We start from the raw sequence: 22,429 nt of genomic DNA, 5'->3' as shown, positions 1-22,429 counted from the left end.
CGGCTCAGCCGCCGGGGCGGCCGCTGACCGGCTGCGGCGCGTCGGACGGCGTCGCCGGCGCGGTGCTCGGGATCTCGGCGGTCCGCTTCTCCTTCGACAGCGCCGACATCGACGTCCACTCGTCCCACGACACCGCCCAGTCCCAGATGTCGCCGTCGGCGTAGGACAGGTCGATGCGGGTGCCACTGACCTCGACCGGGTCGCCGTACAGCGCCGAGTTGAAGTACTCCTGCGAATTCTCCAGATTCAGGTTGATGCACCCGTTGGTGACGTTCGTATTGCCCTGCGCCCCGATGCTGTTGGGGTTGCAGTGAATGAACTCGCCGTTGTTGGAGATCCGCACCGCGAAGCGCTCGTGCACGTTGGCGTAGCCCGCCGCGGGGTTGGTCATGTAGAAGTCTTCGTACTTCTCGGTCACCACGTGGATGCCGCTACGCGTCACGTTGCGGTCCAGATCGCCCTCGCCGTAGCTGCACGGGAAGTCCATGATCACCGCACCCGATTCGTCGAGCACCTGGATGCGATGGCTCGACGCCTCGGCCTTGACGACCTGACGCCGGCCGATCGTGAAGTCCAACGTCGAGTCGGTGGCGCCGTAGGCGTCCTGCCCGAACGGCACGCCGTAGAGCTTCGCGTCGACGTGGACCGTGGTGCCGGACGGGTAGTACTCCTTGGTCCGCCAGTGCATACGGGAGCCGCCGACCTCGTCGGGCAGCCACGCCCAGGTTCCCTCGACCTGCGGGGTCGTGGTTACCTTGACGGCCTTCTCGACCGTGGCGCGATCCTCGTCGGCGATCGCCGCGTCGAACTGCAGGATGATCGGAGCGGCGACACCCACCGTCTGACCGTCCGAGAGCTGGAACTGTCCGTTGACCTGAGTGCTCGGGTTCACGGTGGTGAACGACGCCTTCACCGGAACCGACTTGCCGTCCTGCCCGACGACCGTGCCCGCCCAGCGGTACTCGACGCCGTAGCCCAGCGGTTCGGACGCGGTGAACTCGGTGCGGTCGCGATTGAGCGCACCCGCCACGACCTTGCCGTCGGTGTTGGCGAGGCTGATCTTCTGGAACCAGCCGTTCTCGACCTTGGCAGCGACGCGCGCGGTGGGAGCGACGTCCTCCGCCGCATTCTTGGGCTCGTAACTCAGGACCGGCGCGGAGGGCGCGTCCTCTGTCGCCTGCCCGGAGGCGGCGGTACCGTTCTCGTTCCGGCAGGCCGCGAGAATGCCCGGCGCGGCGACGCCGACCGCCAAAGCGGCAAGCGCTCGCCGCCTGTTGATCGGTCTGGCAGGGCTCACGTGTTGCCAGCGTACCTAGAGAACGCACCCGAGCAGAATCGGTTCGGGTGTGAGATCGATCCCGAACCGCGCCGCGACGCCATCGCGAATCGTTCTGGCCAGCGCAATCACGTCCGCGCTCGTCGCGCTACCGCGGTTGGTCAGGGCCAGCGCATGCTTGGTCGACAGGCGCGCGGGGGCGTCCGGCCCGGGATAGCCCTTGCCGAAGCCGGCACGCTCGACGAGCCATCCCGCGGCCATCTTCACCCCGCCCGGGGCCGGGTAGCGCGGAACCCCGCCCCATCCCCTGCCGCCGACCTGGTCGGCGATGCGCTGATACTGCTCCTCGGTGACGACCGGGTTGGTGAAGAACGAGCCGACGCTCCAGGTGTCGTGGTCGGCGCCGTCGAGCACCATGCCTTTGCCGGCCCGCAGACCGAGCACCGTCTCGCGCACGCGAGCGGGCTCGGCGCGCTCCCCCGCCTGCACACCCAGCGCGGCGGCCAGCTCGCCGTACCGCAGCGGCGCGCTGCGGCCGTGCGCGTCGAGCCGGAACTCCACCTCGAGCACCACCGCCACCGGGGCGCCCTTGAGAATGCTTGTGCGATAACCGAATCGGAGATGGTCCGGGGTCACCCAACGGTCCTGGCCGGTTTCCCACTCCAGCAGGCGCACCCGGCTGATCGTGTCGGCGACCTCGGCGCCGTACGCGCCGACGTTCTGCACGGGCGTCGCACCCGTCGATCCCGGGATCCCGGACAGGCACTCGAGCCCGCCCAGCCCGTGGGCCAGCGACGCCGCGACGACCTCGTCCCACACCGCGCCTGCCTCTGCGCGCAACAGCGGCCCGTCGACCGTGACACCACGGGTGGCGATCCGCACCACCGTCGGCGCGCGCAGGTCGTCGGCGAGGACCACGTTGGACCCGCCTGCCAGGATCAGGGCGTCCGGTCCGACCTCGCGCAGCACCTCGATCAGGCCCTCGGTGGTGGCGCAAGTGATCAGGCGGTCCGCGACAGGCCCGACGCGCAGCGTGGTCAGCGGCGCGAGCGGCACATTCTCGGCGACCGCCACGCCCGCGATAGACGAAGTGACCACGGGCGGTAACGGTAGCGTGGTTTGCCATGCCGCGTTCATTCGACATGACCGCCGAGTACGGGGGAACCGTCGAACAGGTGCACCGCGCCTTCGGCGACGAGAAGTACTGGCTGGTCCGGCTCGGCGACTCCGGCGCCGATCACGCCACCCTCGACGAGATGACCGTCGGCGACGACGGCGGCCTGCGGATCAAGACCACGCAGACGCTGCGCGCCGACCGGCTGCCCGCCGTCGTCACCCAGTTCCATCGCGGGGACCTCAGCTTCGTCCGCGAGGAACGCTGGGCCCCCGTCGTCGAGGGCCGGACCTCGGCCGCGGTGTCCGGTGCCATCCCCCGCGCGCCGGCCGGACTGTCGGGCAACGCGGTGCTGGAGCCCGCCGGATCCGGTTCGCGGCTGGCGTTCCGGGCGACCGTCGAAGTCCGGGTGCCCCTGGTGGGCGGCAAGATCGAGAACTTCATCGGCCAGCAACTGGTCGAGCTGCTGATCGCCGAACAACGGTTCACCACCGTGTGGATCGCCGAGAACAGCTGAGCCCGACCGTGACCGGCTCCCGTCCGCTCGGCGCGGTGACACGGGGCACGACCGGGCACAACCGGTTGCGGCGCAGCGACCGGTGGCTGGTGCACTCGGCCCGGGTGCGCACCGCCCTGCAGAGCGCCGCCGACCCGCTCGTCGTCGACCTGGGTTACGGCGCGCTGCCGGTGACGACGTTGGAGCTCGCGGTGCGGCTGCGCCAGGTGCGTGCCGACGTGCGTGTGCTGGGCCTGGAGATCGACCCCCACCGGGTGGACGTGGCCCGCGCCGCGACCAGGCCTGGGGTCGACTTCGCCCTCGGCGGCTTCGAACTCGCAGGGCACCGGCCGGTGCTGGTGCGCGCGTTCAATGTGCTGCGTCAGTACCCGCTCGACGCGGTCCCCGATGCGTGGGCGGCGATGCGGAGCGGGCTGGCTGCGGGTGGGCTGATCATCGATGGCACCTGCGACGAGCTGGGGCGGCGCTGCTGCTGGGTGCTGCTCGACGCGACCGCGGCGGTGAGCCTGACCCTGGCCTGCGACCCGTTCGCGATCGAGAAGCCCTCCGACCTCGCCGAGCGCCTGCCCAAGGTGCTGATCCACCACAACGTGGCCGGCCAGCCCATCCACACCCTGCTCACCGCCGCCGACCGGGCATGGGCCAGTAGCGCTGCCCACGGCGTGTTCGGCGCCCGCATGCGGTGGCGGGCGATGATGGACATGCTTGCCGCTCAAGGGTTTCCAGTGACGACCCCGCGGCGGCCGCTGCGCGACGGGGTGCTGACGGTGCCGTGGTCGGCTGTGGCACCGCTGGGATGAGATGTCGGCTTTTCGAGTGGACAGGCTCTCGCGAGCGTGCTGACAATGACGTGCAGGAGTCGGTGACCCCACTCCCCGGACGAGGTGCGTCGTACCCGGTCAGCGACAAGACGACGCGTGAGGAGAACTCATGTCCGAGACATCTGATTTCCCAGGCCCCGATCCCAGCCTGACCAACGCCGAAGGCGCGTGGGCCCAGCAGGCCGAGGCGCGCCTGGGTGACCGGCGTCTGCGGGAGGAGATCGACCGCGGGCTGAGCTACGGCCTCGAGGCCGCGCCGACGATCAACGACCGGACCATCTCCACCTTCGTGCGCGGCGAGAAGCCGCACTTCGCCGGCGAGCGCGGCACCTTCCTCAAGTGCCCGTTCATCGAAGACGTCAACGAGGTCGACGACGCCGAGGTCGCCGTGTTCGGCGTGCCCCTGGACGCCGGCGCGACCTACCGTCCCGGTACCCGGTTCGGCCCGCAGGGCATCCGCCGCTCCACCAACCTGTTCGGCACCTACAACTACGAGACCGGCGTGGATCTGCGAGAGCAGCTCAACATCGTCGACATCGGCGACGTCTTCACGATCCCCGGCAACCTGGAGAAGTCTTTCGACCAGATCAGCCAGGCGATGGCCCACGTCGCGAGCAAGGGCGTGATGCCGATCGTGCTCGGCGGCGACCACTCCATCGGCTTCCCCACCATCCGCGGTCTCGCGCCCTACATGGACGGCAACATCGGGATCATCCACTTCGACCGTCACGTCGACACCCAGGAAACCGACCTCGACGAGCGGATGCACACCACGCCGTGGTTCCATGCCACCAACATCAAGAACGCCCCCGCGACCAACCTGGTGCAGATCGGGATCGGCGGTTGGCAGAGCCCTCGCGAGGGCGTGCAGGTGGGCCGTCAACGCAAGTCGACCGTGATGACCGTCGGCGATGTGGAGCGGGTGGGTATCGAGAAGATCGCGGAGATGGCCCTCGAGATCGCATGGAAGGACGCCAAGGCGGTCTACCTGTCGTTCGACATCGACGTCATCGACGCCGGGTTCGTGCCGGGCACCGGCTGGCCGGAGCCGGGCGGCCTGCTGCCCCGCGAGGCGCTCAACCTGGTCAAGATGATCTCCGAACCCGGCCTGGCCGGCATCGAGGTCGTCGAGTGCTCGCCGCCCTATGACTGGGCCGAGCAGACCGCGCTGCTGAGCTCGCGGGTGATCCTCGACAGCCTGGCCGCCCAGATCAACTCCGGGAAACTCGGCAAGAAGGCCGCCAAGGCGAACCGCCCCGCCTGGGGTCCGTAACTAGGCTGGCGGCATGCGTATCGCGCTGGCCCAGATCCGCAGCACCGCCGAGCCGGCCGCCAATCTCGCGGTGGTCGATGAGCACACGCGCCTGGCCGCCGACGCCGGGGCGGATCTGGTGCTGTTCCCCGAGGCCACGATGTGCCGTTTCGGGGTGCCGTTGGCGCCGATAGCCGAACCGTTCGACGGGCCGTGGGCCGACGGGGTCCGCCGCATCGCCGAGCGGGCCGGCATCGTCGTCGTCGCCGGCATGTTCGTGCCGTCCGGGGACGGACGCGTGACCAACACGTTGATCGCCACCGGCCCGGACGTCGACGCCCGCTACGACAAGATCCACCTGTACGACGCGTTCGGCTTCGCCGAGTCGAAGACCGTCGCGCCGGGCACCGAGCCGGTGACGATCGCCGTCGCCGGGCTGACTGTCGGACTGACGCTGTGTTACGACATCCGTTTTCCCGAGCTGTACGTCGAGCTCGCCAACCGCGGCGCTGACGTCATCACCGTGCACGCCTCGTGGGGCACCGGGCCGGGCAAGCTCGACCAGTGGACGTTGCTGGCGCGCGCCAGAGCGATCGACACCTCCACCGTGGTCGCCGCCGTCGGCCAGGCCTACCCGGGCGACGAGATCGCTGCACTTGGACCCACCGGCGTCGGCGGCAGTGTGGTGACATCGGCACTGGGTGAGGTCTTGACCTCAGCCGGTCCCGAGCCCTCGCTGCTGCTCCACGACGTCGACGTCGAGGCCGCCCGGGCCGCCCGCGCCGCCGTCGCGGTCATGGACAACCGCTCAGGTTCAGCTCACCTGAGTAGGGCAGAATCCCTGCAATGACCGATCCCTGGGCCTGTCCGCAACCGCAGCCCGGCCCACCGCCCGCACCCCCGCAGAAAGGTTCGGCGTTGCCGTCGAAGGCCAAGAAGTTCTTCAGCGATCCGCTGTCCATCGTGCTGGTGGCGGTGATCGTCGTCGCTCTGGTGCTGGCCGGCCTGCTGGGCGGCGAGCTGTACGCGCGCAACCGCGCCGACACCGTCGTCGCGTCCACCGTCGAGTGCGTGGTGCAGGACAAGGCCACCGCGTCGTTCGGGGTGCTGCCGCCGTTCCTGATGCAGCACATGTCCGGGCACTACACGAACATCCACATCGAAACCGCGGGCAACCAGGTGCGCGACGCCAAGGGCATGAAGCTGAACCTCGACATCAACGACGTGCGCCTGCAGGACAGCGCGAACTCGAGCGGGACGATCGGCTCGCTCGTGGCGACCATCGACTGGTCGGCCGACGGCATCAAACAGACGATCCAGGGCGCGGTCCCGCTGATCGGCAGCTTCGTCTCCGGCGTGACCACCAACGCCGGTGACGGCACGATCGAGCTCGAAGGTCCGCTGGGCAGCATCACCGCCAAGCCTCAGGTCGTCGACGGCTCCATCTCGCTGGCGGTGCAGCAGGTGACGGGGCTGGGCTTCACACTGCCCCGTGAGTCGGTGCAGCCGGCACTGGACGCATTCACCTCGACGCTGACCCAGAATTATCCGCTGAACATCAAGGCCGACTCGGTGTCGGTCACCGACAGCGGTGTGCAGAGCCGCCTGTCCACTCAGAACGCATCGATGCCCAAGCAGACCGACGACCCCTGCTTCGGGAAGTTCTAGGCCAGGCCGTTTCTAACCCAAGCCGTCGAGGACGGCCCGTGTGCCGGACAGTCCGAGGCGCGTCGCGCCGGCATCCAGCATGGCGGCGGCATCGGTGGCCGACCGGATGCCGCCGCTGGCTTTGACGCCGAGCCTGCCTCCGACGGCAGTGGCCATCACCTCGACGGCACGCACCGAGGCACCGCCGGAGGGGTGGAAACCGGTGGACGTCTTGACGAAATCCGCGCCGGCGTCCTCGGCGACCTGACACACGTCGGTCAGCAGCGGCCAGCCCCCGAACTCCACCAGGGCCGAGGATTCGACGATCACCTTCAGCACCGCGCCCGGAGTGGCGTCTCGGACAGCGGCGACATCGGCGCGCACGACGTCGAGCTCACCGCCGATCGCTGCGCCGACGTCGATGACCATGTCGATCTCCGCCGCGCCGCTCTCGAGCGCGACCGCAGCCTCGTGCGCCTTGATCACCGAAAGATGTTTCCCTGAAGGGAAACCCACCACGGCCGCCACGGTCCGGCCGGCGGCCAGCGCCACCGCCGTCGCCACGAACGGCGGCGACACGCACACCGCGTACACCCCGAGCTCGGCGGCCTCGGCGAGCAACGCGACGATGTCGGCTTCCGTCGCTTCCGGTTTGAGCAGCGTGTGGTCGACGACGGCCGCGACGTCAGCGCGCGTGTAACCCATCAGAACGGTTCTTCGGTGCCGCCGGGATTGCACCGGGCGGCCATCATCTGATCCGGGGTGACCTCCGGGCGCCACGGCTCGAGGTTCCAGCTCACCTTGCCCGGCTCGGCGATCTCGGCGAACCGCCAGTGACAGACGAACTGCTCTTTCATCCCGGCGATCTCGGCGTCAGGTGACAGGGCGAGCACCTCACCCCAGGCCTCGTCGGCTTGCGCCGCGGTGCCGGGCCGGCCCGAGGTGTCGCGCCCGGCCGGTGTGGGATACACCCGCAGGCTCGAGAGGTCGCCCCACTTGGCCCACGTCACGTGATCGATGTACGGCGGCGGTTGGAGACTCGGCGTAGCCGAGGCGTGTGGGGCAGTCGGAGCGAGGCCGAGTGCAGATGCGGCGAGGCATCCCGCGGCGATCAGGCTGCGCCGCACTAGCGCGACTTTCCTTGCACCTCGAGGATTTTCGGACGGACGTCGACGAGGTACACACCGGCGGCGACCGCGGCGATCGCGACACCGGTGATTCCGAGCACCAGGGCGAGCAGACCGGCCACGCCGAGGATCACCAGCCAGACCGGCTTGGTCAGCTTGTCGGCCGCGGGGTAGGCGTCGGTCCGCTGGATCGCCGCATGGACAAAGGCATACGCCGTCGTTACCAACACCGCGATCTTCAACGCGAAGAGGACGTAAACCACAAGGCCTTGGAGCTCCACGCTCGACAGCCTAGGCGGCTTACGTCCCCTTTTCGACTTCCCGGGTGGGGAGTCGGGCGTACTTCTGGGCTTACTTCTGGGTGACCTTCTTGGCCGGGGCCTTCTTGGCCGGGGCCTTCTTGGCGGCGGCCTTGGCCGGCGCCTTCTTGGCGGGGGCCTTCGCCGGAGCCTTCTTGGCGGCGGCCTTGACCGGCTCGGCGGCCGATTCCGCACGCTTGGGCAGCTCGACGCCGACCAGCTTGGCGGCACGCTCACCCACGGCGCGGGTCTGCGTGGCGACGTTGCCCAGCGCTTCCTGGGTCAGCTCCACGGCCTGGTCGGTGTACTCCTCGACGCGGGTGGCGGCGGTCTCCAGAGCCGGCTGACTGCGCAGACGCTCGAGGGCGGCCTCGCCGCGCTCGATCAGCTTGGTGTAGGCCGTCTGTGCGTTCTCGGCATAGCTCTCGGCGAACTTACGCAGCTCGTCGGAGTTCAGCTTCTCGCGGATGTCCTCGAACTGAGCCGGCAGCTCTTCCTGGAGCTTGGTGATGCGGGCGCGGCTCTCCTCGACGCGGGTCTCGGCGTCGGAGCGGGCGTCGCCGGCGCGCTCGCGCAGCGTCGCGACGATCTCGTTGACGCGCTCGAGCGCGAGGTCAGCGGCGCCGACGGCGGCGAGCAGCGGGGCCTTCAGGTCGTCGATGTCGAGCTGATTCTTCTCAGCCATGATGCTTCCTTTCACTGGGGGACAGAGGTCTCGGGTGATTGCGTGATCTGCAGAAGGCTCTGATCGTCTTCGGATGGTTGCTGATCCGCCTCGGCGGCAGCCTCGAGCAGTGCCGCCTCGTTCTGCTGACAGAACGAGGAGTAGATGTCGAGCAGCACCTGCTTCTGCCGCTCATTGATCGCCGTGTCGGTGATGATGGCGTCGCGCACCTGGTTCGTCTCGCTGGGCTCGAGGATCCCTGCCCGGATGTAGAGCACCTCCGCCGACACCCTCAGCGCTTTGGCGATCTGGTTCAGCACGTCCGCCGAGGGCTTGCGCAATCCCCGCTCGATCTGGCTGAGGTAGGGATTGCTGACACCGGCTTTCTCGGCGAGCTGCCGCACTGACACGTGCGCGGCCTCCCGCTGGGATCGGATGAAGCTGCCGATGTCCGAAGCGGCGTTGGTGACAACCGCGGCGAGGTTCTCGTCCTGTGCCATGGTTCGCCTCCTTCGCTGCCGTGGGTATCCGAATGACCGACGATTTCCACGGTACGACGGAGTGCTAACTTTTGCAAGCACTCAGTTAGCGCAGGTCAGAACAGTAGCTGCGCGATCGTGTAGATGGCCAGGCCGGCGAGCGAGCCCACCACCGTGCCGTTGATACGGATGAATTGCAGGTCACGGCCGACGTGCAATTCGATGCGGCTGCTGGCCTCGTCGGCGTCCCAGCGTTCGATCGTGTCGGTGATGATCGTGGTGATCTCGGCGCCGTATTGACTCACCAGATGCTGCGCCCCGCGCACCACCCAGTTGTCGACCTTGTCGCGCAATGCGGCGTCGTCGCGCAGGGACTCACCGATCCGGACGACGGTGTCGGCGATGCGGGCCCGCAACGCCGAGGACGGGTCGTCGACGGACTCCAGGATGATCCGCTTGGCCGCCGTCCACGCGGTCTCGGCCGCCCTGGCCACCTCGTCGCGGGCCATGATCTGCTCTTTGACGTTCTCGGCCTTCTGGATCGTCGCCTCGTCATTCTGCAGGTCACCCGCGAACTCGAAGAGGAACTTCGTGGCCGACCGGCGCAGCTCGTGATCGGGGTTGCGACGCACCTTGTCGGTGAAATCCATCAGCTCCCGATGGATGCGGTCCCCGACCACGTGATCCACCCAGCGCGGCGACCACGTCGGCGAATCGCGTTCGATGACCCGCTCGATGACCTCGCCGGCCCCCAGGGACCACTGGAACGCGCGATCTGCGAGCAACTGCAGCAGCGCCTCCTGGCGCCCCTCCTCCAACAGCGAGGACAGCACTCGACCGACGGGCGGCCCCCACTGCGGCTCGGCGATGCGCTTGACGATCATCCGGTCCAGCACCTGCTGCACGTCCTCGTCGCGCAGCATCTCCACCAGCACCCGGGCCACTGTCGACGCCTCCGCGGCGACCCGCTCGGCGTTCACCGGCTCCGCCAGCCATTTGCCGGTTCGGCTGGCGACATCGGCGTCGCGCAGCTTGGTCTCGACGTTCTCCGGCGACAGGAAGTTCTCCCGGACGAAGGCGGACAGACCCTCGCCGAGCTGGTCTTTCTTGCGTTTGATGATCGCGGTGTGTGGGATCGGCAGGCCGAGCGGGTGCTTGAACAGCGCCGTGACGGCGAACCAGTCCGCCAGCGCCCCGACCATGCCGGCTTCGGCGGCCGCCCGGACATAACCCACCCACGCCGGCGCGCCCTGGGTCTGCGCCCACGTGCACAGGAGGAAGATCACCGAGGCGCCGATCAGGAAACTGAGCGCGACGGCCTTCATGCGCCGCAGCGCACGCCGACGTTCCGCGTCGGCCGCCGAATCCGCGCCGGCGAGTTTCTCGGCAAAGCTCGCACGGGGCCGCTGCCCGGCGTCGGGGACGTTCACTCGATGAGCCACGCCTTCATCTTCCCTGCGCGGGCAACTCCGAACCGCCGACCACCGTATTATCGACGAGGACGACGGAACGGATCACCGCGAACGTGGCACAACATTCTCCGCAGGTGGCGATCAAGACCGATGGGCGTAAACGGCGCTGGCATCGGCACAAGGTCGAGCGCCGCAACGAACTGGTGGATGGCACGCTGGATGCCATTCGCCGCCTCGGCAGCGACGTCAGCATGGACGAGATCGCCGCGGACATCGGTGTGTCCAAGACGGTGCTGTACCGCTACTTCGTCGACAAGAACGACCTGACCACCGCGGTGATGATGCGCTTCGCGCAGGTGACGCTGATCCCGAACATGGCCGCCGCGCTGTCGTCGAACCTGGACGGATACGCACTGACACGGGAGGTCATTCGCGTCTACGTCGAAACCGTCGCCAACGAGCCGGAGCCCTACCGGTTCGTGATGGCGAACAACTCGGCGAGCAAGAGCAAGGCCGTCGCGAACTCCGAGGCCATCATCGCGCGCATGCTCGCGGTGATGCTCCGTCGGCGGATGGTGTCGGTCGGCATGGACACGGGCGGCGTCGACCCGTGGGCATATCACATCGTCGGCGGGGTGCAGCTGGCCACGCACTCGTGGATGTCGCATCCGCGGATGAGCTCCGACGAGCTGATCGACTACCTGACGATGCTCTCGTGGAGCGCGCTGTGCGGCATCGTCGAGGTCGGCGGGTCGCTGCAGAGATTCCGGTCCGAGGATCATCCCTCCCCCGAACTGCCGGCCCAACTGCTTGACTAGATCGGTGAGCGAGTCTCTGGATCTCCCGTCGCTGTGGTCGCACGAGCCGCACTCCCTGTTGCGTTTCAAGCCCGGCGATCAGGTCGCCGACATCGACCCCGACGCGACACCGGGATTCAACGGCTCGAAGTCTCATGCGCCCACCTTGCAGGAGGAGCGCAATGTCCGATTCGGTGAGCTGCAGGAGATGCTGTATGCCCGCAGCCGGGTCGACGATACCCGGTCGGTACTGCTGGTGTTGCAAGGCATGGACACCGCAGGTAAGGGCGGGATCGTCAAACATGTTGTGGGCGGGTGTAATCCGCAAGGCGTCGAGTACCACAACTTCGGCAAGCCGACGCCGGAAGAGCTGTCCCACCATTTCCTGTGGCGCATCCGCAAGGCACTACCGACAGCAGGCCACATCGGTGTCTTCGACCGGTCGCATTACGAGGACGTGCTGATCGTGCGCGTGCACAACCTGGTGCCGGCCGAGGTGTGGGAGCCCCGCTACGACGAGATCAACGCGTTCGAGCGCGAGCTGGTCGACCGTGGGACCACAGTGGTGAAGATCGCGATGTTCGTCTCGCTCGACGAGCAGAAGAAGCGGCTGACGAAACGCCTCGAACGGCCGGACAAGTACTGGAAATACAACCCCGCGGACATCGACGAGCGGCTGAAATGGCCGGCCTACCAGGAGGCCTACCAGGCGATGCTCGAGCGAACATCGACCGAGTACGCGCCCTGGCATGTCGTGCCGTGCAACAAGAAGTGGTACAGCCGGCTTGCCGTCACCGAGCTGATGATCGAGGCTCTCAAGGGCCTGAACATGTCGTGGCCGCCACCGGACTTCGACGTCAAGGCGGAGAAGAAGCGGCTGGCGAAGGCCTGAGCGTCGCTTCTGGCCGGCAGCAAGTGCTTCCGAGCCCACGATGATGTTCCCCACACCGTCTTGGGCGCATGGGGCCGCCGATCGGTTCCCGAATGCACGCATTCTGATGCGAAGTGCGGGAGAATTCGTCACACGTGCACTCGGCGCACCCCGAGTTCAGTACGTGTAGAAGCCCTGCCCCGTCTTCTTGCCCAGCTGTCCGGCCTCGACCATCCGCTGAAGCAGCGGCGGCGGTGCGTAGTGCGCGTCCTTGTACTCGTCGTACATCGAGTCCGCGATCAGCTTCATGGTGTCCAGGCCGATCAGGTCCGAGAGCCGCAGCGGACCCATCGGATGCGAGAGCCCTGCAACCACGGCCGTGTCGATGTCCTCGACGCTCGCCACGCCGGCCTCGGCCATCCGGATCGCCGACAGCAGATAGGGCACCAGCAGCGCGTTGACGATGAAGCCCGAGCGGTCGCCACAGCGAACCACCTTCTTGCCCAGCGCCTCTCCGGCGAACTTCTCGACCCGCGCGATCGCCTCGTCGGAGGTCACCAGCGTGTTGATCACCTCGACCAGGGGTAGCACGGGCACCGGGTTGAAGAAGTGCAGCCCCAGTACCCGGCTCGGATTCTTGGTCGCCGCAGCGATTTTCATGATCGGAATGCTGGAGGTGTTCGACGCGAGGACGGCGTCGGGGTCGGTGACGAGCTCGTCGAGCTGGGCGAAGACCTTCGCCTTGACGGCCTCGTTCTCGACGATCGCCTCGATCACCAGCTGGCGGTCGGCCAGGTCGGCGAGGTCGCTGGTGTAGACGAGCCGCGCCTGCGTGATCTCGAATTCGTCGGCCGCCAGCTTGCCCTTGGCCTTGGCGCGTTCCAGCGACGCGGTGATGCGGGCGCGGCCGGCCTCGACGAGCTCCTGGCTGGGTTCGTAGACGACGACCTGGGCGCCGGCTTTGGCGCACACCTCGGCGATACCGCCGCCCATCTGTCCGGCGCCGACGATTCCGACACGCTCGATGCCAACGCGTTCAATGCTCACACGATCTCCTCACAGCGATCAGGCCCCGGCCGCATGACACGGACGGGGCCTGACGCTATCAACCCTTAGTGGAACTGGCCCTCTTCGGTCGAACCCGCGAGCGCGGTGGTCGACGAGGTGGGGTCCACGGTGGTGGCGATCCGGTCGAAGTAGCCGGCGCCGACCTCGCGCTGGTGCTTCGTGGCGGTGTAGCCGCGCTCTTCGGCGGCGAACTCGCGCTCCTGCAGCTCGACGTAGGCGCTCATCTGGTTGCGGGCGTAGCCGTAAGCCAGATCGAACATCGAGTAGTTCAGGGCGTGGAAGCCGGCGAGGGTGATGAACTGGAACTTGAAGCCCATCGCGCCCAGCTCACGCTGGAACTTGGCGATCGTGTCGTCGTCGAGGTGCTGCTTCCAGTTGAACGACGGCGAGCAGTTGTAGGCCAGCATCTGGTCCGGGAACTCGCTCTTGACGCCCTCGGCGAACTTCTTGGCCAGCTCCAGGTCCGGGGTGCCGGTCTCCATCCAGATCAGATCGGAGTACGGCGCATAGGCCTTGGCGCGGGCGATGCAGGGCTCGAGGCCGTTCTTGACCCGGTAGAAGCCCTCGGCGGTGCGGTCGCCGGTGATGAATGGCTGGTCGCGCTCGTCGACGTCGGAGGTGATCAGCGTCGCGGCCTCGGCATCGGTGCGGGCGATGACGACGGTCGGGACGTCGGCGACGTCGGCCGCGAGACGGGCCGAGGTCAGCGTGCGGATGTGCTGCTGGGTCGGGATCAGCACCTTGCCACCGAGGTGGCCACACTTCTTCTCCGAAGCCAGCTGGTCTTCCCAGTGCGATCCGGCGACACCGGCGGCGATCATGGCCTTCTGCAGCTCGTAGACGTTCAGTGCGCCACCGAAGCCGGCTTCGCCGTCGGCGACGATCGGGGCCAGCCAGTTCTCGACCGAGGTGTCACCCTCGACCTTGGCGATCTCGTCGGCGCGCAGCAGCGCGTTGTTGATGCGGCGGATGACCTGAGGCACCGAGTTGGCCGGGTAGAGGCTCTGGTCGGGGTAGGTGTGACCCGAGAGGTTGGCGTCACCGGCGACCTGCCACCCGGACAGGTAGATGGCTTTCAGGCCGGCGCGCACCTGCTGCACGGCCATGTTGCCGGTCAGGGCGCCGAGCGAGTTGACGAAGTCCATCTCGTGCAGCTGCTCCCACAGCACCTCGGCGCCGCGGCGGGCCAGCGTCGCCTCCTCGACGACGGTGCCCTGCAGGGCGACGACGTCCTTGGGGGTGTAGGTCCGGGTGATGCCCTTCCAGCGGGGGTTGTGGTCCCAGTCGTGCTGGATCTGTTCGGGGGACTTCGGCGTGCCCACGGTCGACTTGGTCATGAGGTGACCCACTCCTTCAAACGGTTGTTAACGTTCCAGCGTCTTCACCGGACTGCTAAGACGAGGATGCATCACGGCATAACCGCAGGTCCACCACTTTCGCTTGTAAACTTTCGCCAACGCATGGTCGGATCTTGCAAAGATTGCGAAGATCCTCTTGCCCTGAACCGGTTCAGAAGTTACCGGCCGGTAAACGATCGTCGCAGGTCAGTACGCCCGTACTGTTTGGTGAAGCGATTCAGAGAGGGAAGATCGCCGCGACCGCTTTGACCTCATCGCCGACCACATATGTGAGCGTTGTAACACTCCGATCGGTGAGCTCCGCGCCGAACATCTCGGTCGATCCGGCGGGATGCGTGTGCTGCAGGATCTCCAGCTTGTCGCCGAGCGCGACCGGCAGATCGTGTTCGATCGTCACCCGCAACGGCACCGACATCAGCTCGGGATGGGACTGCAGATAGTCCTCGACGACCGCCCAGTACACGGAGTTGTTCATGTGGTCGAAGATGTCGATGTCGCTGACCCGAACCGGGAAGTCGCGGATGCGCTCAGCGTCCTCACGCGACCCTGCGCTGAGATAGGCCTTCCACCGCAGCCGGCCCTCGCTGGTGGTGCGGCGCAGCCCTTCGATGAAGTCGTCGGCGATCCGGGCCGGCCCCTGGGTCTCCCGGTTGATGTTGATCCAGAACGCCTCGGATTCGACGAGACCGCCCTTGCGTCCATCGATGCGCACCCGCATCTCACACCAGCGGTTCGAGGTGCCCGAGCACCAGCGGCGCAGTCGCAGGATGTCCTTGAACACGATCGGTTCGATCATGTCGATCATGGTGCGGCGCACGATCCACAGCGGATGGGTCTCTTCGAAGCCCATCTCGCGTAACTGATCGGTGCCGATGTCCTGGATGTGCCTGGTCGCCGCATCGAACTTCAGTCGGCCTTCACGATCGACGTCGGCGACGCGTAGCGGCCACTGAACGTCGAAGACGTCAGGGTGCGGATCGGGCACCGGCATCATCGTCTTGGCCAGACTCACGAAACCTGATGATGCCACACAGGAGCGCAATGCGAATTCTGCGAATACGCAATTAGCAAGTGGCGGCTACGCTGGTTCGACGTGGCCAAGACATACGTCGGAGCGCGGGTGCGCCAGCTGCGCAGCGAGCGCGGTTTCAGTCAGGCGGCATTGGCTCAGATGCTCGACATCTCCCCCAGCTACCTGAACCAGATCGAGCACGACGTGCGGCCGCTGACGGTAGCGGTGCTGCTGCGCATCACCGAGGTGTTCGGCGTCGACGCCACGTTCTTCGCCTCCCAGGACGACACCCGACTGATCGCCGAGCTGCGCGAAGTCCTGATGGACCGCGACCTCGACGTCGACGTGGGTGCGACCGAAGTCGCAGAGATGGTCGGGGCGCACCCCGATCTCGCCCGCGCGATGGTGAATCTGCACCGCCGTTACCAATTGACCACGACCCAGCTGGCCGCCGCCACCGAGGGACGGTTCAACGTCGCCACCGTCAACCCGGGGGAAAGTGGCACCGGATCGATCTCGATGCCGCACGAAGAGGTGCGCGACTACTTCTACCAGCGGCAGAACTACCTCCACGACCTCGACACCGCCGCCGAGGAGCTGACGGCAGGGATGCGGGTCCAGCGCGGCGAACTGGCCGGCGACCTGTCTGACCGGCTGCGCTTCGTCCATGGGGTGCGCATCATCCGTCGCCAGGATCTCGGCGAGGGCGTGCTGCACCGCTTCGATCCCGCCACCAAGACCCTCGAGATCACCGCGCATCTGTCGATGGGCCAGCGGGTGTTCCGAATGGCTGCCGAGCTCGCCTACCTCGAATACGGCGACCTGATCGACAAGCTGACCGACGAGGGCCACTTCACCAGCGACGAGTCGCGCAGGCTGGCCCGCCTCGGCCTGGCCAACTACTTCGCCGCCGCGACCGTGCTCCCCTATGCCCAGTTCCACGACGTCGCCGAGAGCTTCCGTTACGACGTCGAGAGACTGTCTGCCTACTACTCGACGAGTTACGAGACGATCTGCCACCGGCTGTCCACGCTGCAGCGGCCGTCGATGCGCGGCGTCCCGTTCTCGTTCGTCCGGGTCGATCGCGCGGGCAACATGTCGAAACGCCAGTCCGCCACAGGGTTTCACTTCTCGTCCAGTGGCGGCACCTGCCCGCTGTGGAACGTCTACGAGACGTTCGCCTACCCCGGCAAGATCAGCGTGCAGATCGCGGAGATGCCTGACGGTCGGGCGTACATGTGGGTGGCGCGCACGGTGGAGCGACGTGCCTCGCGCTATGGTCAGCCGGGTAAGACGTTCGCGATCGGCCTGGGCTGCGAACTACGGCACGCGCATCGGCTGGTCTACTCGGAAGGCCTCGACCTCAGTGGTGACCCCAAGGTTTCAGCGACGCCCATCGGCGCCGGATGCCGTGTCTGCGAGAGGGACAATTGCCCTCAGCGGGCCTTCCCCGCGCTCGGCCGCGCACTCGACATCGACGAACACCGCTCGACGGTGTCCCCGTACCTGGTGAGGCAGTCATGAGCACTGAACGCATTGCACCCGGCGGCTTCAAGGAGCTCGGCCCGGTCAACTGGGCGATCGCCAAGGTCGGCGCACGCGGCATCCGCCGTCCCCGGTTCAGCCTCGTGAACGTGCTGGGCAGGCACCGAGTGCTGTTCCTGGCGTGGCTGCCGCAGTCGCTGTACCTCCTGGGGGCCGGCAAGCTCTCGCGGCGCGACGCCGAGTTCGTGATCCTGCGCGTGGGGCACCTGCGCGACTGCGAGTACGAGCTGCAGCAGCATCGCCGCCTGGCGCGCACCCGCGGTGTGGACGCCGCGACGCAGGACGCGATCTTCGCCGGGCCCGACGCCGAGGGCCTGACCGACCGGGAGCGCACGCTGCTCACCGCCACCGACGAGTTCGTCGTCACCCGCGGCGTCTCCCCGCAGACGTGGCAAGCGCTCGCCCGCTTCTACTCACCGGCCCAGCTCATCGAATTCTGTTTACTCACAGCACAATACGATGGCCTGGCGGCAACCATCAGCACACTGCAGGTGCCGCTGGACTTCCCGGACTAACGCTCGGGCGGCGCGAGGCCTGCGAGCAGGATGTCGATGCCCGCGAGGAACTGCTCGCGGTCGTCGTGGTCACGCAGCTGCGCGGCCATCTGATGCACGATCGGATACCGCTGGGCGTCGTACTGCCGCCACCGGCCGGCGACATCGTCGAGAAGCGTGGCACGGTCGGCGCCGGGCGGGCGTAGACGGGCGTTGGCGGCGTTCTGCCCGGCGACGCCGAGGATGAAGCTCACCAGGGTCGAGCCCGCGTAGAACAGGGCGTCGTCGGCCACGCCGAGGGCCATGAGGCGCCGGCCCACCCGTTCGAAGATCTCCACCATCGCGGGCTGCCAGGGCTGGCGCACCAGGTGCGCACCGGCCCAGGGATGAGCGTCGACGGCGTCGAAGATGGCGAGGGCGACAGCGCGGATCGCCGCGTCCGGTGCGTCGGCAGGCTCGTCACCGGGGAGCCCCCGGAAGACGACGTGCTCGGACGCGGCACTGAGGAGAGCGTCTTTGTCGGCGACGTGCCAGTAGATCGCGCCGGGACCGGTCGCCAAACGCGCGGCGAGTGCGCGGAAGGTGAGCGCGGACTCTCCCTCGGCGTCGAGGATCTCGACGGCGGCGGCCACGATGCGATCGGTCGACAGCGCCTCGTGCCGGCGTGACGTGCGGGGAGCCATGACTCATCTTGACATCATTGGAACAGTGTTCCAAACTGGCGCTCAACGGTTGGAACACTGTTCCACGACAGAGGAGATTCCATGGACACCCCGGTCACGATCATCGGCGCGGGCGTCGGCGGCCTCACGCTCGCCCGCGTGCTGCACGTACACGGCATCACCGCCACGGTGTACGAAGCCGACCCGGCGCCCCAGAGCCGCACGCAGGGCGGCCAACTCGATCTGCACCCGGGCACCGGGCAGTTCGCTCTCGAGGTGGCCGGCCTGACGCAGGAATTCCGCTCGATCATCCACGAGGGCGCGCAGGCGGCAAAGGTCGTGGATCGCTACGGGTCCGCGCTCTTCGAGCAGGCCGACGACGGCACCGGCGGTCGCCCCGAGGTGCTGCGTGGCGATCTGCGACGCATCCTGCTCGAGTCACTGCCCGAGCACTCCGTGCGGTGGGGCCACAAGGTGGCTCATGTCCACGCACGCGGCGACGGCCGACACGACGTGGTGTTCACCAACGGAAAGCAGTTCACCACAACACTTCTCGTGGGCGCTGACGGTGCATGGTCGAAGGTTCGACCGCTGCTGTCGGACGCGACGCCGAGGTATTCGGGCACCACCTTCGTCGAGACCTACCTGCACGACGTCGATGCCCGCCACCCCGCCGCGGCGGCGCTGGTGGGGCCAGGAGCAATGTATGCGGTGGAACCCCAGCGGGGCATGATCGCCCACCGGGAGGCCGGCGGCGTGCTGCACGTCTACGTCGCGGTGCAGCGACCGGTCGAGTGGTTCGACACCGAACGGCTCACTGCCCGTGTCGCTGACGAATTCGACGGTTGGACAACACCATTGCGCGCGCTGATCACCGAGGCCGACACCGCGCCCGTCACCCGCCCCATCTATGCGCTGCCTGACGACCACCGCTGGGCGCCGTCGCCCGGTGTGACGCTGCTCGGCGACGCGGCGCATCTGACGGTTCCGGGCGGGGAAGGCGCGAACACCGCAATGTACGACGCCGCCGTACTCGGCATGGCGCTGGCCGAACGACCCAGCGACGTCACCGCGACCGTCGCGGCCTTCGAAGCCGAGATGTTCTCGCGCAGCGAGGAATCGGCGCGAGAATCGTGGGCGACGTTGGACATCTTCTTCGACGCACGCGCACCGCAGGGACTGGTGGAGTTCTTCACCTCAACGGTGCGGGCCTGAGACCGCGGCGGCGATCGCGACCCGGTCACCGCCGCAAGCCTTGGCCTCGTACATCGCGGCATCGGCAGCAGAGATGACGTCGATCAGATCGGTGCCCGAGGCGGTGGTGGCCGCAACCCCGATGCTCGCGGTCACTGTCGGCTGCGCAGGCAACGCCACCGCGGCGCGAACCCGCTCGGCCACTGTGCCTGCTTGAGTCGCCGGTATCCGGTCCACCACCAGGAACTCCTCCCCGCCCCACCGGACCACCACCGCGTCACTGCGCACACTCTCGCGGATCCTGCGGGCCGTGCGGATCAGCACCTCGTCACCCACGGCGTGACCGAGGGTGTCGTTGACCGCCTTGAATCCGTCGACGTCGATCAGCAATGCACACAGGTCAGCGTTGGCCGGCGCCCGCTCGTTGAGCCGCTTCATCGACACGGACAGCCCGCGCCGGTTCGTCAGCTCGGTCAGTGGATCGGTCAGCGACTGCTTGGAGCTGCCCTGCAGCAACCAGAAACCGAATTGCAGCGCCGGCAGGATGCACGCGGTCACGACCAGCGCGATGACGGCCCGCGACACCGCCACCTGCAGACCCCCGGCCGGAGTGACCGCGGCCAGCCACACCGCGACGCCGCCGACCGCCAGCACACACCAGCCGATGTGCACCAGGTGGAGCCGCGGGCCGTGGAAGAACACCACGTACGCGCCGGCGCACAGCAACAGCGGCATGCCCGACATCGCCAGGTTCGGATCGCCGAACAGCAGCGTCGACAACGTGATCAGCACGTCGACGTAGATCAGTAGGGCGGTCGATTCGCGCAGCGGCGGCCAGGGCCACAGCGCCCAGCGCACCGCCCAGACCAGCGATCCCAGCGAGACCGCCGCCCAGCCCACCCGCACCAGGGCGCCGTCGGCCATCGGCGGCGCCACCGCGTTGATCGCGCCGAGAAGACCGAGAACAGCGCCGATGCCTGCAATCAGGTAGCGCAGGACCGGCAGCAGGCCGCGGCTGCGCAGGAACTCGATGCGCCAGCCGTAGTCATCACGCTGATACCACCACTGGCGCAGCAAAGCCCTGACGCCACCGTCCCCCATCGGCACATCATGGCACCGCGCCCGCCTACAGGTACGTGACTCCCACGACGGCCAAGGAAAACAGCACCGGTGACACCGGCAGCGCCCAGCAGAACACCGCCCACGCCTCAGCGGTGCGCGACTTCTGCTTCCACTGCCGCCACCCGAGGTAGCCCGACACGATCGCGACGAGAAACGACACCGCCGCGACGACGAGCACCCAGGTCGGGATGTCGGTCGACGCGATGGCCGCTGAGATGCCGGCCAGCCACAGCATGTGGCCGACCACCAACCCGCCGATACCGGCGACCCAGATCGCCCTCAATTAGAAGTTGATCATGTGGCCGACCAGGCCGTGGAAGCACTCTTGCAGCGCCTCGGACAGGGTCGGGTGGGTGTGCACGTTACGGGCCAGCTCGTTGGCGGTCAGATCCCACTTCTGCGCCAGGGTGAGCTCGGGCAGCAGCTCGGCGACGTCAGGTCCGATCAGGTGGCCGCCGAGCAGTTCGCCATACTTCTTGTCAGCGATCAGCTTCACGAAGCCGGTCGGATCGGCCAGGCCGTGGGCCTTGCCATTGGCGGTGAAGGGGAACTTGGCGACGACGATGTCATGGCCCTCGTCCTTGGCCTGTTGCTCGGTCAGACCGAAGCTGGCGACCTGCGGCTGACAGAACGTCGCGCGCGGCATCATCCGGTAGTCGCCGAGGGCCAGCGTCTCGGCGCCGGCGATGGTCTCGGCGGCGACGACCCCCATCGCCTCGGCCACGTGGGCGAGCTGAAGCTTGCCGGTGACATCACCGATCGCATAGATGTGCGGCTTGTTGGTGCGCATGTAGTCGTCGATGCCGATGCCGCCGCGGTCCGTCAGCTCGACGCCGGCCTTCTTCAGGTCGTAGCCGTCGACGTTGGGCACGAAGCCGATGGCCTGCATGACCTTGTCGGCCTTGAGCTCGTCGTCTTTGCCGTCCTTGCTGATCTTGACGACAACGGTCCCGTCGGCTTCATGGTCAGTGATCGACTCCACCTTGGTGCCGGTGAGGATCTTGACGCCCAGCTTCTTGTACTGCTTCTCGATCTCCTTGGAGACCTCGGCGTCCTCGTTGGGCAGCGCGCGGGGCAGGAACTCGACGATCGTGACGTCGACGCCGTAGTTCTTCATCACGTACGCGAACTCCATGCCGATCGCGCCCGCGCCGGCGATGACGATCGAGCCGGGCAGATCGCGCTCCATGATCTGCTCTTCGTAGGTGATGACGTTCTTGGAGAGCTTGGTGCCGGGCACCAGCTTGGTGTGCGCACCGGTCGCGATGATCGCGTTGTCGAACGTCACCTTCTCGGTGTCGCCCTCGTTCAGGTCCACGACGATCGTGTGGTCGTCGGTGAACTTGCCGTACCCGTGGATCTCGGTGATCTTGTTCTTCTTCATCAGGAAGTGCACACCGGCGACGCGACCGTCGGCGACCTTGCGGCTGCGGTCGAACGCCGCGCCGTAGTCGAAGCTGACGTCACCGCTGATGCCGAACGTCTTGGCTTCCTTGGTGAACATGTGCGCGATCTCAGCGTTGCGCAACAGCGCCTTGGACGGGATGCACCCGACGTTGAGGCAGACGCCGCCCCAGTACTTGGGTTCGATGATGGCAGTGTTCAGCCCGAGCTGGGCGGCGCGAATGGCCGCCACGTACCCGCCGGGGCCTGCTCCGAGAACGACGACGTCATAGTGGGTCACGCCTTACCACCCTA

At 67.4% G+C, this 22,429-nt stretch carries 25 protein-coding genes and 1 riboswitch; of the genes, 10 read left to right on the top strand and 15 right to left on the bottom strand.

Annotated features, from left to right (window positions below):
* Window positions 1-4: 4 nt before the first annotated feature.
* Window positions 5-1,297, bottom strand: coding sequence for a L,D-transpeptidase (locus ACZY1G_RS03835; protein WP_463821640.1), 1,293 nt, complete (start codon window positions 1,295-1,297; stop codon window positions 5-7).
* A 15-nt stretch (window positions 1,298-1,312) separates the two neighbouring features.
* Window positions 1,313-2,413, bottom strand: coding sequence for a UDP-N-acetylmuramate dehydrogenase (locus ACZY1G_RS03830; RefSeq protein WP_463821639.1), 1,101 nt, complete (start codon window positions 2,411-2,413; stop codon window positions 1,313-1,315).
* Here ACZY1G_RS03830 and ACZY1G_RS03825 point away from each other — a divergent pair.
* From ACZY1G_RS03825 to ACZY1G_RS03805, 5 genes are all read left to right on the top strand, one after another.
* Window positions 2,401-2,907: a DUF2505 domain-containing protein gene (locus ACZY1G_RS03825; RefSeq protein WP_463813700.1), complete on the top strand. Its 507-nt coding sequence runs from the start codon at window positions 2,401-2,403 to the stop codon at window positions 2,905-2,907. The two genes, ACZY1G_RS03830 and ACZY1G_RS03825, sit on opposite strands and share 13 nt — an antisense overlap.
* A gap of 8 nt (window positions 2,908-2,915) precedes the next feature.
* Window positions 2,916-3,707 carry a class I SAM-dependent methyltransferase gene (locus tag ACZY1G_RS03820; protein ID WP_463821638.1) on the top strand — a complete coding sequence of 264 codons (792 nt, stop codon included), beginning with the start codon at window positions 2,916-2,918 and terminating at the stop codon, window positions 3,705-3,707.
* 56 nt (window positions 3,708-3,763) lie between these two features.
* A riboswitch (guanidine-III (ykkC-III) riboswitch) is annotated at window positions 3,764-3,827 on the top strand.
* A gap of 10 nt (window positions 3,828-3,837) precedes the next feature.
* Complete coding sequence (locus tag ACZY1G_RS03815; protein WP_463813698.1) at window positions 3,838-5,001, top strand: agmatinase family protein; 1,164 nt, start codon at window positions 3,838-3,840, stop codon at window positions 4,999-5,001.
* Between the two features lie 13 nt (window positions 5,002-5,014).
* Window positions 5,015-5,830 (top strand): carbon-nitrogen hydrolase family protein, encoded by an 816-nt coding sequence (locus tag ACZY1G_RS03810; protein WP_463821637.1) that lies wholly within the window; start codon window positions 5,015-5,017, stop codon window positions 5,828-5,830.
* Window positions 5,827-6,648 carry an LmeA family phospholipid-binding protein gene (locus tag ACZY1G_RS03805; RefSeq protein WP_463821636.1) on the top strand — a complete coding sequence of 274 codons (822 nt, stop codon included), beginning with the start codon at window positions 5,827-5,829 and terminating at the stop codon, window positions 6,646-6,648. The genes ACZY1G_RS03810 and ACZY1G_RS03805 overlap by 4 nt, the downstream gene beginning before the upstream one ends.
* Before the next feature lie 12 nt (window positions 6,649-6,660).
* On the opposite strand, the gene deoC is transcribed toward ACZY1G_RS03805, so the two are convergent.
* From deoC to ACZY1G_RS03775, 6 genes are all read right to left on the bottom strand, one after another.
* A complete protein-coding gene (gene deoC / locus ACZY1G_RS03800; RefSeq protein WP_463813695.1) occupies window positions 6,661-7,332 on the bottom strand; it encodes a deoxyribose-phosphate aldolase in 672 nt (223 codons plus the stop codon).
* Window positions 7,332-7,742: a DUF2599 domain-containing protein gene (locus ACZY1G_RS03795; RefSeq protein ID WP_463821787.1), complete on the bottom strand. Its 411-nt coding sequence runs from the start codon at window positions 7,740-7,742 to the stop codon at window positions 7,332-7,334. The genes deoC and ACZY1G_RS03795 overlap by 1 nt, the downstream gene beginning before the upstream one ends.
* A gap of 11 nt (window positions 7,743-7,753) precedes the next feature.
* On the bottom strand, window positions 7,754-8,035 hold the full coding sequence (locus ACZY1G_RS03790) for a DUF2516 family protein (RefSeq protein WP_463813694.1): 282 nt from the start codon (window positions 8,033-8,035) through the stop codon (window positions 7,754-7,756).
* Window positions 8,036-8,105: 70 nt separating this feature from the next.
* Window positions 8,106-8,738 (bottom strand): heparin-binding hemagglutinin, encoded by a 633-nt coding sequence (locus ACZY1G_RS03785; RefSeq protein WP_463813693.1) that lies wholly within the window; start codon window positions 8,736-8,738, stop codon window positions 8,106-8,108.
* Between the two features lie 11 nt (window positions 8,739-8,749).
* Complete coding sequence (locus ACZY1G_RS03780; RefSeq protein ID WP_463813692.1) at window positions 8,750-9,217, bottom strand: helix-turn-helix domain-containing protein; 468 nt, start codon at window positions 9,215-9,217, stop codon at window positions 8,750-8,752.
* Between the two features lie 95 nt (window positions 9,218-9,312).
* Complete coding sequence (locus ACZY1G_RS03775; RefSeq protein ID WP_463821635.1) at window positions 9,313-10,638, bottom strand: DUF445 domain-containing protein; 1,326 nt, start codon at window positions 10,636-10,638, stop codon at window positions 9,313-9,315.
* An 83-nt stretch (window positions 10,639-10,721) separates the two neighbouring features.
* Here ACZY1G_RS03775 and ACZY1G_RS03770 point away from each other — a divergent pair, with 83 nt between their 5' ends.
* Together ACZY1G_RS03770 and ACZY1G_RS03765 are read left to right on the top strand one after the other, a co-directional pair.
* Window positions 10,722-11,426 carry a TetR/AcrR family transcriptional regulator gene (locus ACZY1G_RS03770; protein ID WP_463813690.1) on the top strand — a complete coding sequence of 235 codons (705 nt, stop codon included), beginning with the start codon at window positions 10,722-10,724 and terminating at the stop codon, window positions 11,424-11,426.
* Window positions 11,427-11,430: 4 nt separating this feature from the next.
* A complete protein-coding gene (locus ACZY1G_RS03765) occupies window positions 11,431-12,297 on the top strand; it encodes a polyphosphate kinase 2 family protein (RefSeq protein WP_463813689.1) in 867 nt (288 codons plus the stop codon).
* 156 nt (window positions 12,298-12,453) lie between these two features.
* Here the strand turns inward: ACZY1G_RS03765 and ACZY1G_RS03760 are convergent, their stop codons facing one another.
* The 3 genes from ACZY1G_RS03760 to ACZY1G_RS03750 all read right to left on the bottom strand — a co-directional run bounded on the left by ACZY1G_RS03760 (window position 12,454) and on the right by ACZY1G_RS03750 (window position 15,714).
* The gene (locus tag ACZY1G_RS03760) at window positions 12,454-13,317 is read right to left on the bottom strand and encodes a 3-hydroxybutyryl-CoA dehydrogenase (RefSeq protein ID WP_463814831.1); all 864 of its coding nucleotides are present in this window, start codon (window positions 13,315-13,317) and stop codon (window positions 12,454-12,456) included.
* Window positions 13,318-13,388: 71 nt separating this feature from the next.
* On the bottom strand, window positions 13,389-14,681 hold the full coding sequence (aceA, locus tag ACZY1G_RS03755; RefSeq protein WP_046365109.1) for an isocitrate lyase: 1,293 nt from the start codon (window positions 14,679-14,681) through the stop codon (window positions 13,389-13,391).
* A gap of 238 nt (window positions 14,682-14,919) precedes the next feature.
* Entirely contained in the window at window positions 14,920-15,714 is a 795-nt protein-coding gene (locus ACZY1G_RS03750) for an acyl-ACP thioesterase domain-containing protein (RefSeq protein WP_463821634.1), read from the bottom strand.
* 81 nt (window positions 15,715-15,795) lie between these two features.
* Here ACZY1G_RS03750 and ramB point away from each other — a divergent pair, with 81 nt between their 5' ends.
* Together ramB and ACZY1G_RS03740 are read left to right on the top strand one after the other, a co-directional pair.
* A complete protein-coding gene (ramB, locus tag ACZY1G_RS03745; protein WP_463821633.1) occupies window positions 15,796-17,238 on the top strand; it encodes an acetate metabolism transcriptional regulator RamB in 1,443 nt (480 codons plus the stop codon).
* The gene (locus ACZY1G_RS03740) at window positions 17,235-17,774 is read left to right on the top strand and encodes a carboxymuconolactone decarboxylase family protein (RefSeq protein WP_463813686.1); all 540 of its coding nucleotides are present in this window, start codon (window positions 17,235-17,237) and stop codon (window positions 17,772-17,774) included. Before ramB ends, ACZY1G_RS03740 begins: the two co-directional genes overlap by 4 nt.
* Here the strand turns inward: ACZY1G_RS03740 and ACZY1G_RS03735 are convergent.
* The gene (locus ACZY1G_RS03735) at window positions 17,771-18,436 is read right to left on the bottom strand and encodes a TetR/AcrR family transcriptional regulator (RefSeq protein WP_463821632.1); all 666 of its coding nucleotides are present in this window, start codon (window positions 18,434-18,436) and stop codon (window positions 17,771-17,773) included. The genes ACZY1G_RS03740 and ACZY1G_RS03735 overlap by 4 nt on opposite strands.
* Window positions 18,437-18,517: 81 nt before the next feature.
* Between ACZY1G_RS03735 and ACZY1G_RS03730 the strand changes: the two genes are divergently transcribed.
* The gene (locus tag ACZY1G_RS03730; RefSeq protein WP_463821631.1) at window positions 18,518-19,630 is read left to right on the top strand and encodes an FAD-dependent oxidoreductase; all 1,113 of its coding nucleotides are present in this window, start codon (window positions 18,518-18,520) and stop codon (window positions 19,628-19,630) included.
* On the opposite strand, the gene ACZY1G_RS03725 is transcribed toward ACZY1G_RS03730, so the two are convergent.
* The 3 genes from ACZY1G_RS03725 to lpdA are packed head-to-tail and all read right to left on the bottom strand — an operon-like array spanning window position 19,613 to window position 22,415.
* Window positions 19,613-20,710 carry a GGDEF domain-containing protein gene (locus ACZY1G_RS03725; protein WP_463821630.1) on the bottom strand — a complete coding sequence of 366 codons (1,098 nt, stop codon included), beginning with the start codon at window positions 20,708-20,710 and terminating at the stop codon, window positions 19,613-19,615. The two genes, ACZY1G_RS03730 and ACZY1G_RS03725, sit on opposite strands and share 18 nt — an antisense overlap.
* Window positions 20,711-20,735: 25 nt before the next feature.
* Window positions 20,736-21,014, bottom strand: a complete 279-nt coding sequence (locus ACZY1G_RS03720; RefSeq protein ID WP_463813682.1) for a hypothetical protein — start codon at window positions 21,012-21,014, stop codon at window positions 20,736-20,738.
* On the bottom strand, window positions 21,015-22,415 hold the full coding sequence (lpdA, locus tag ACZY1G_RS03715; protein ID WP_463813681.1) for a dihydrolipoyl dehydrogenase: 1,401 nt from the start codon (window positions 22,413-22,415) through the stop codon (window positions 21,015-21,017).
* Window positions 22,416-22,429: the final 14 nt, after the last annotated feature.

Source organism: Mycobacterium sp. IDUB_5, from assembly GCF_055419565.1.
The sequence above is the reverse complement of the archived record's forward strand: the minus strand, read 5'-3'. Positions and strand labels throughout refer to the sequence as shown.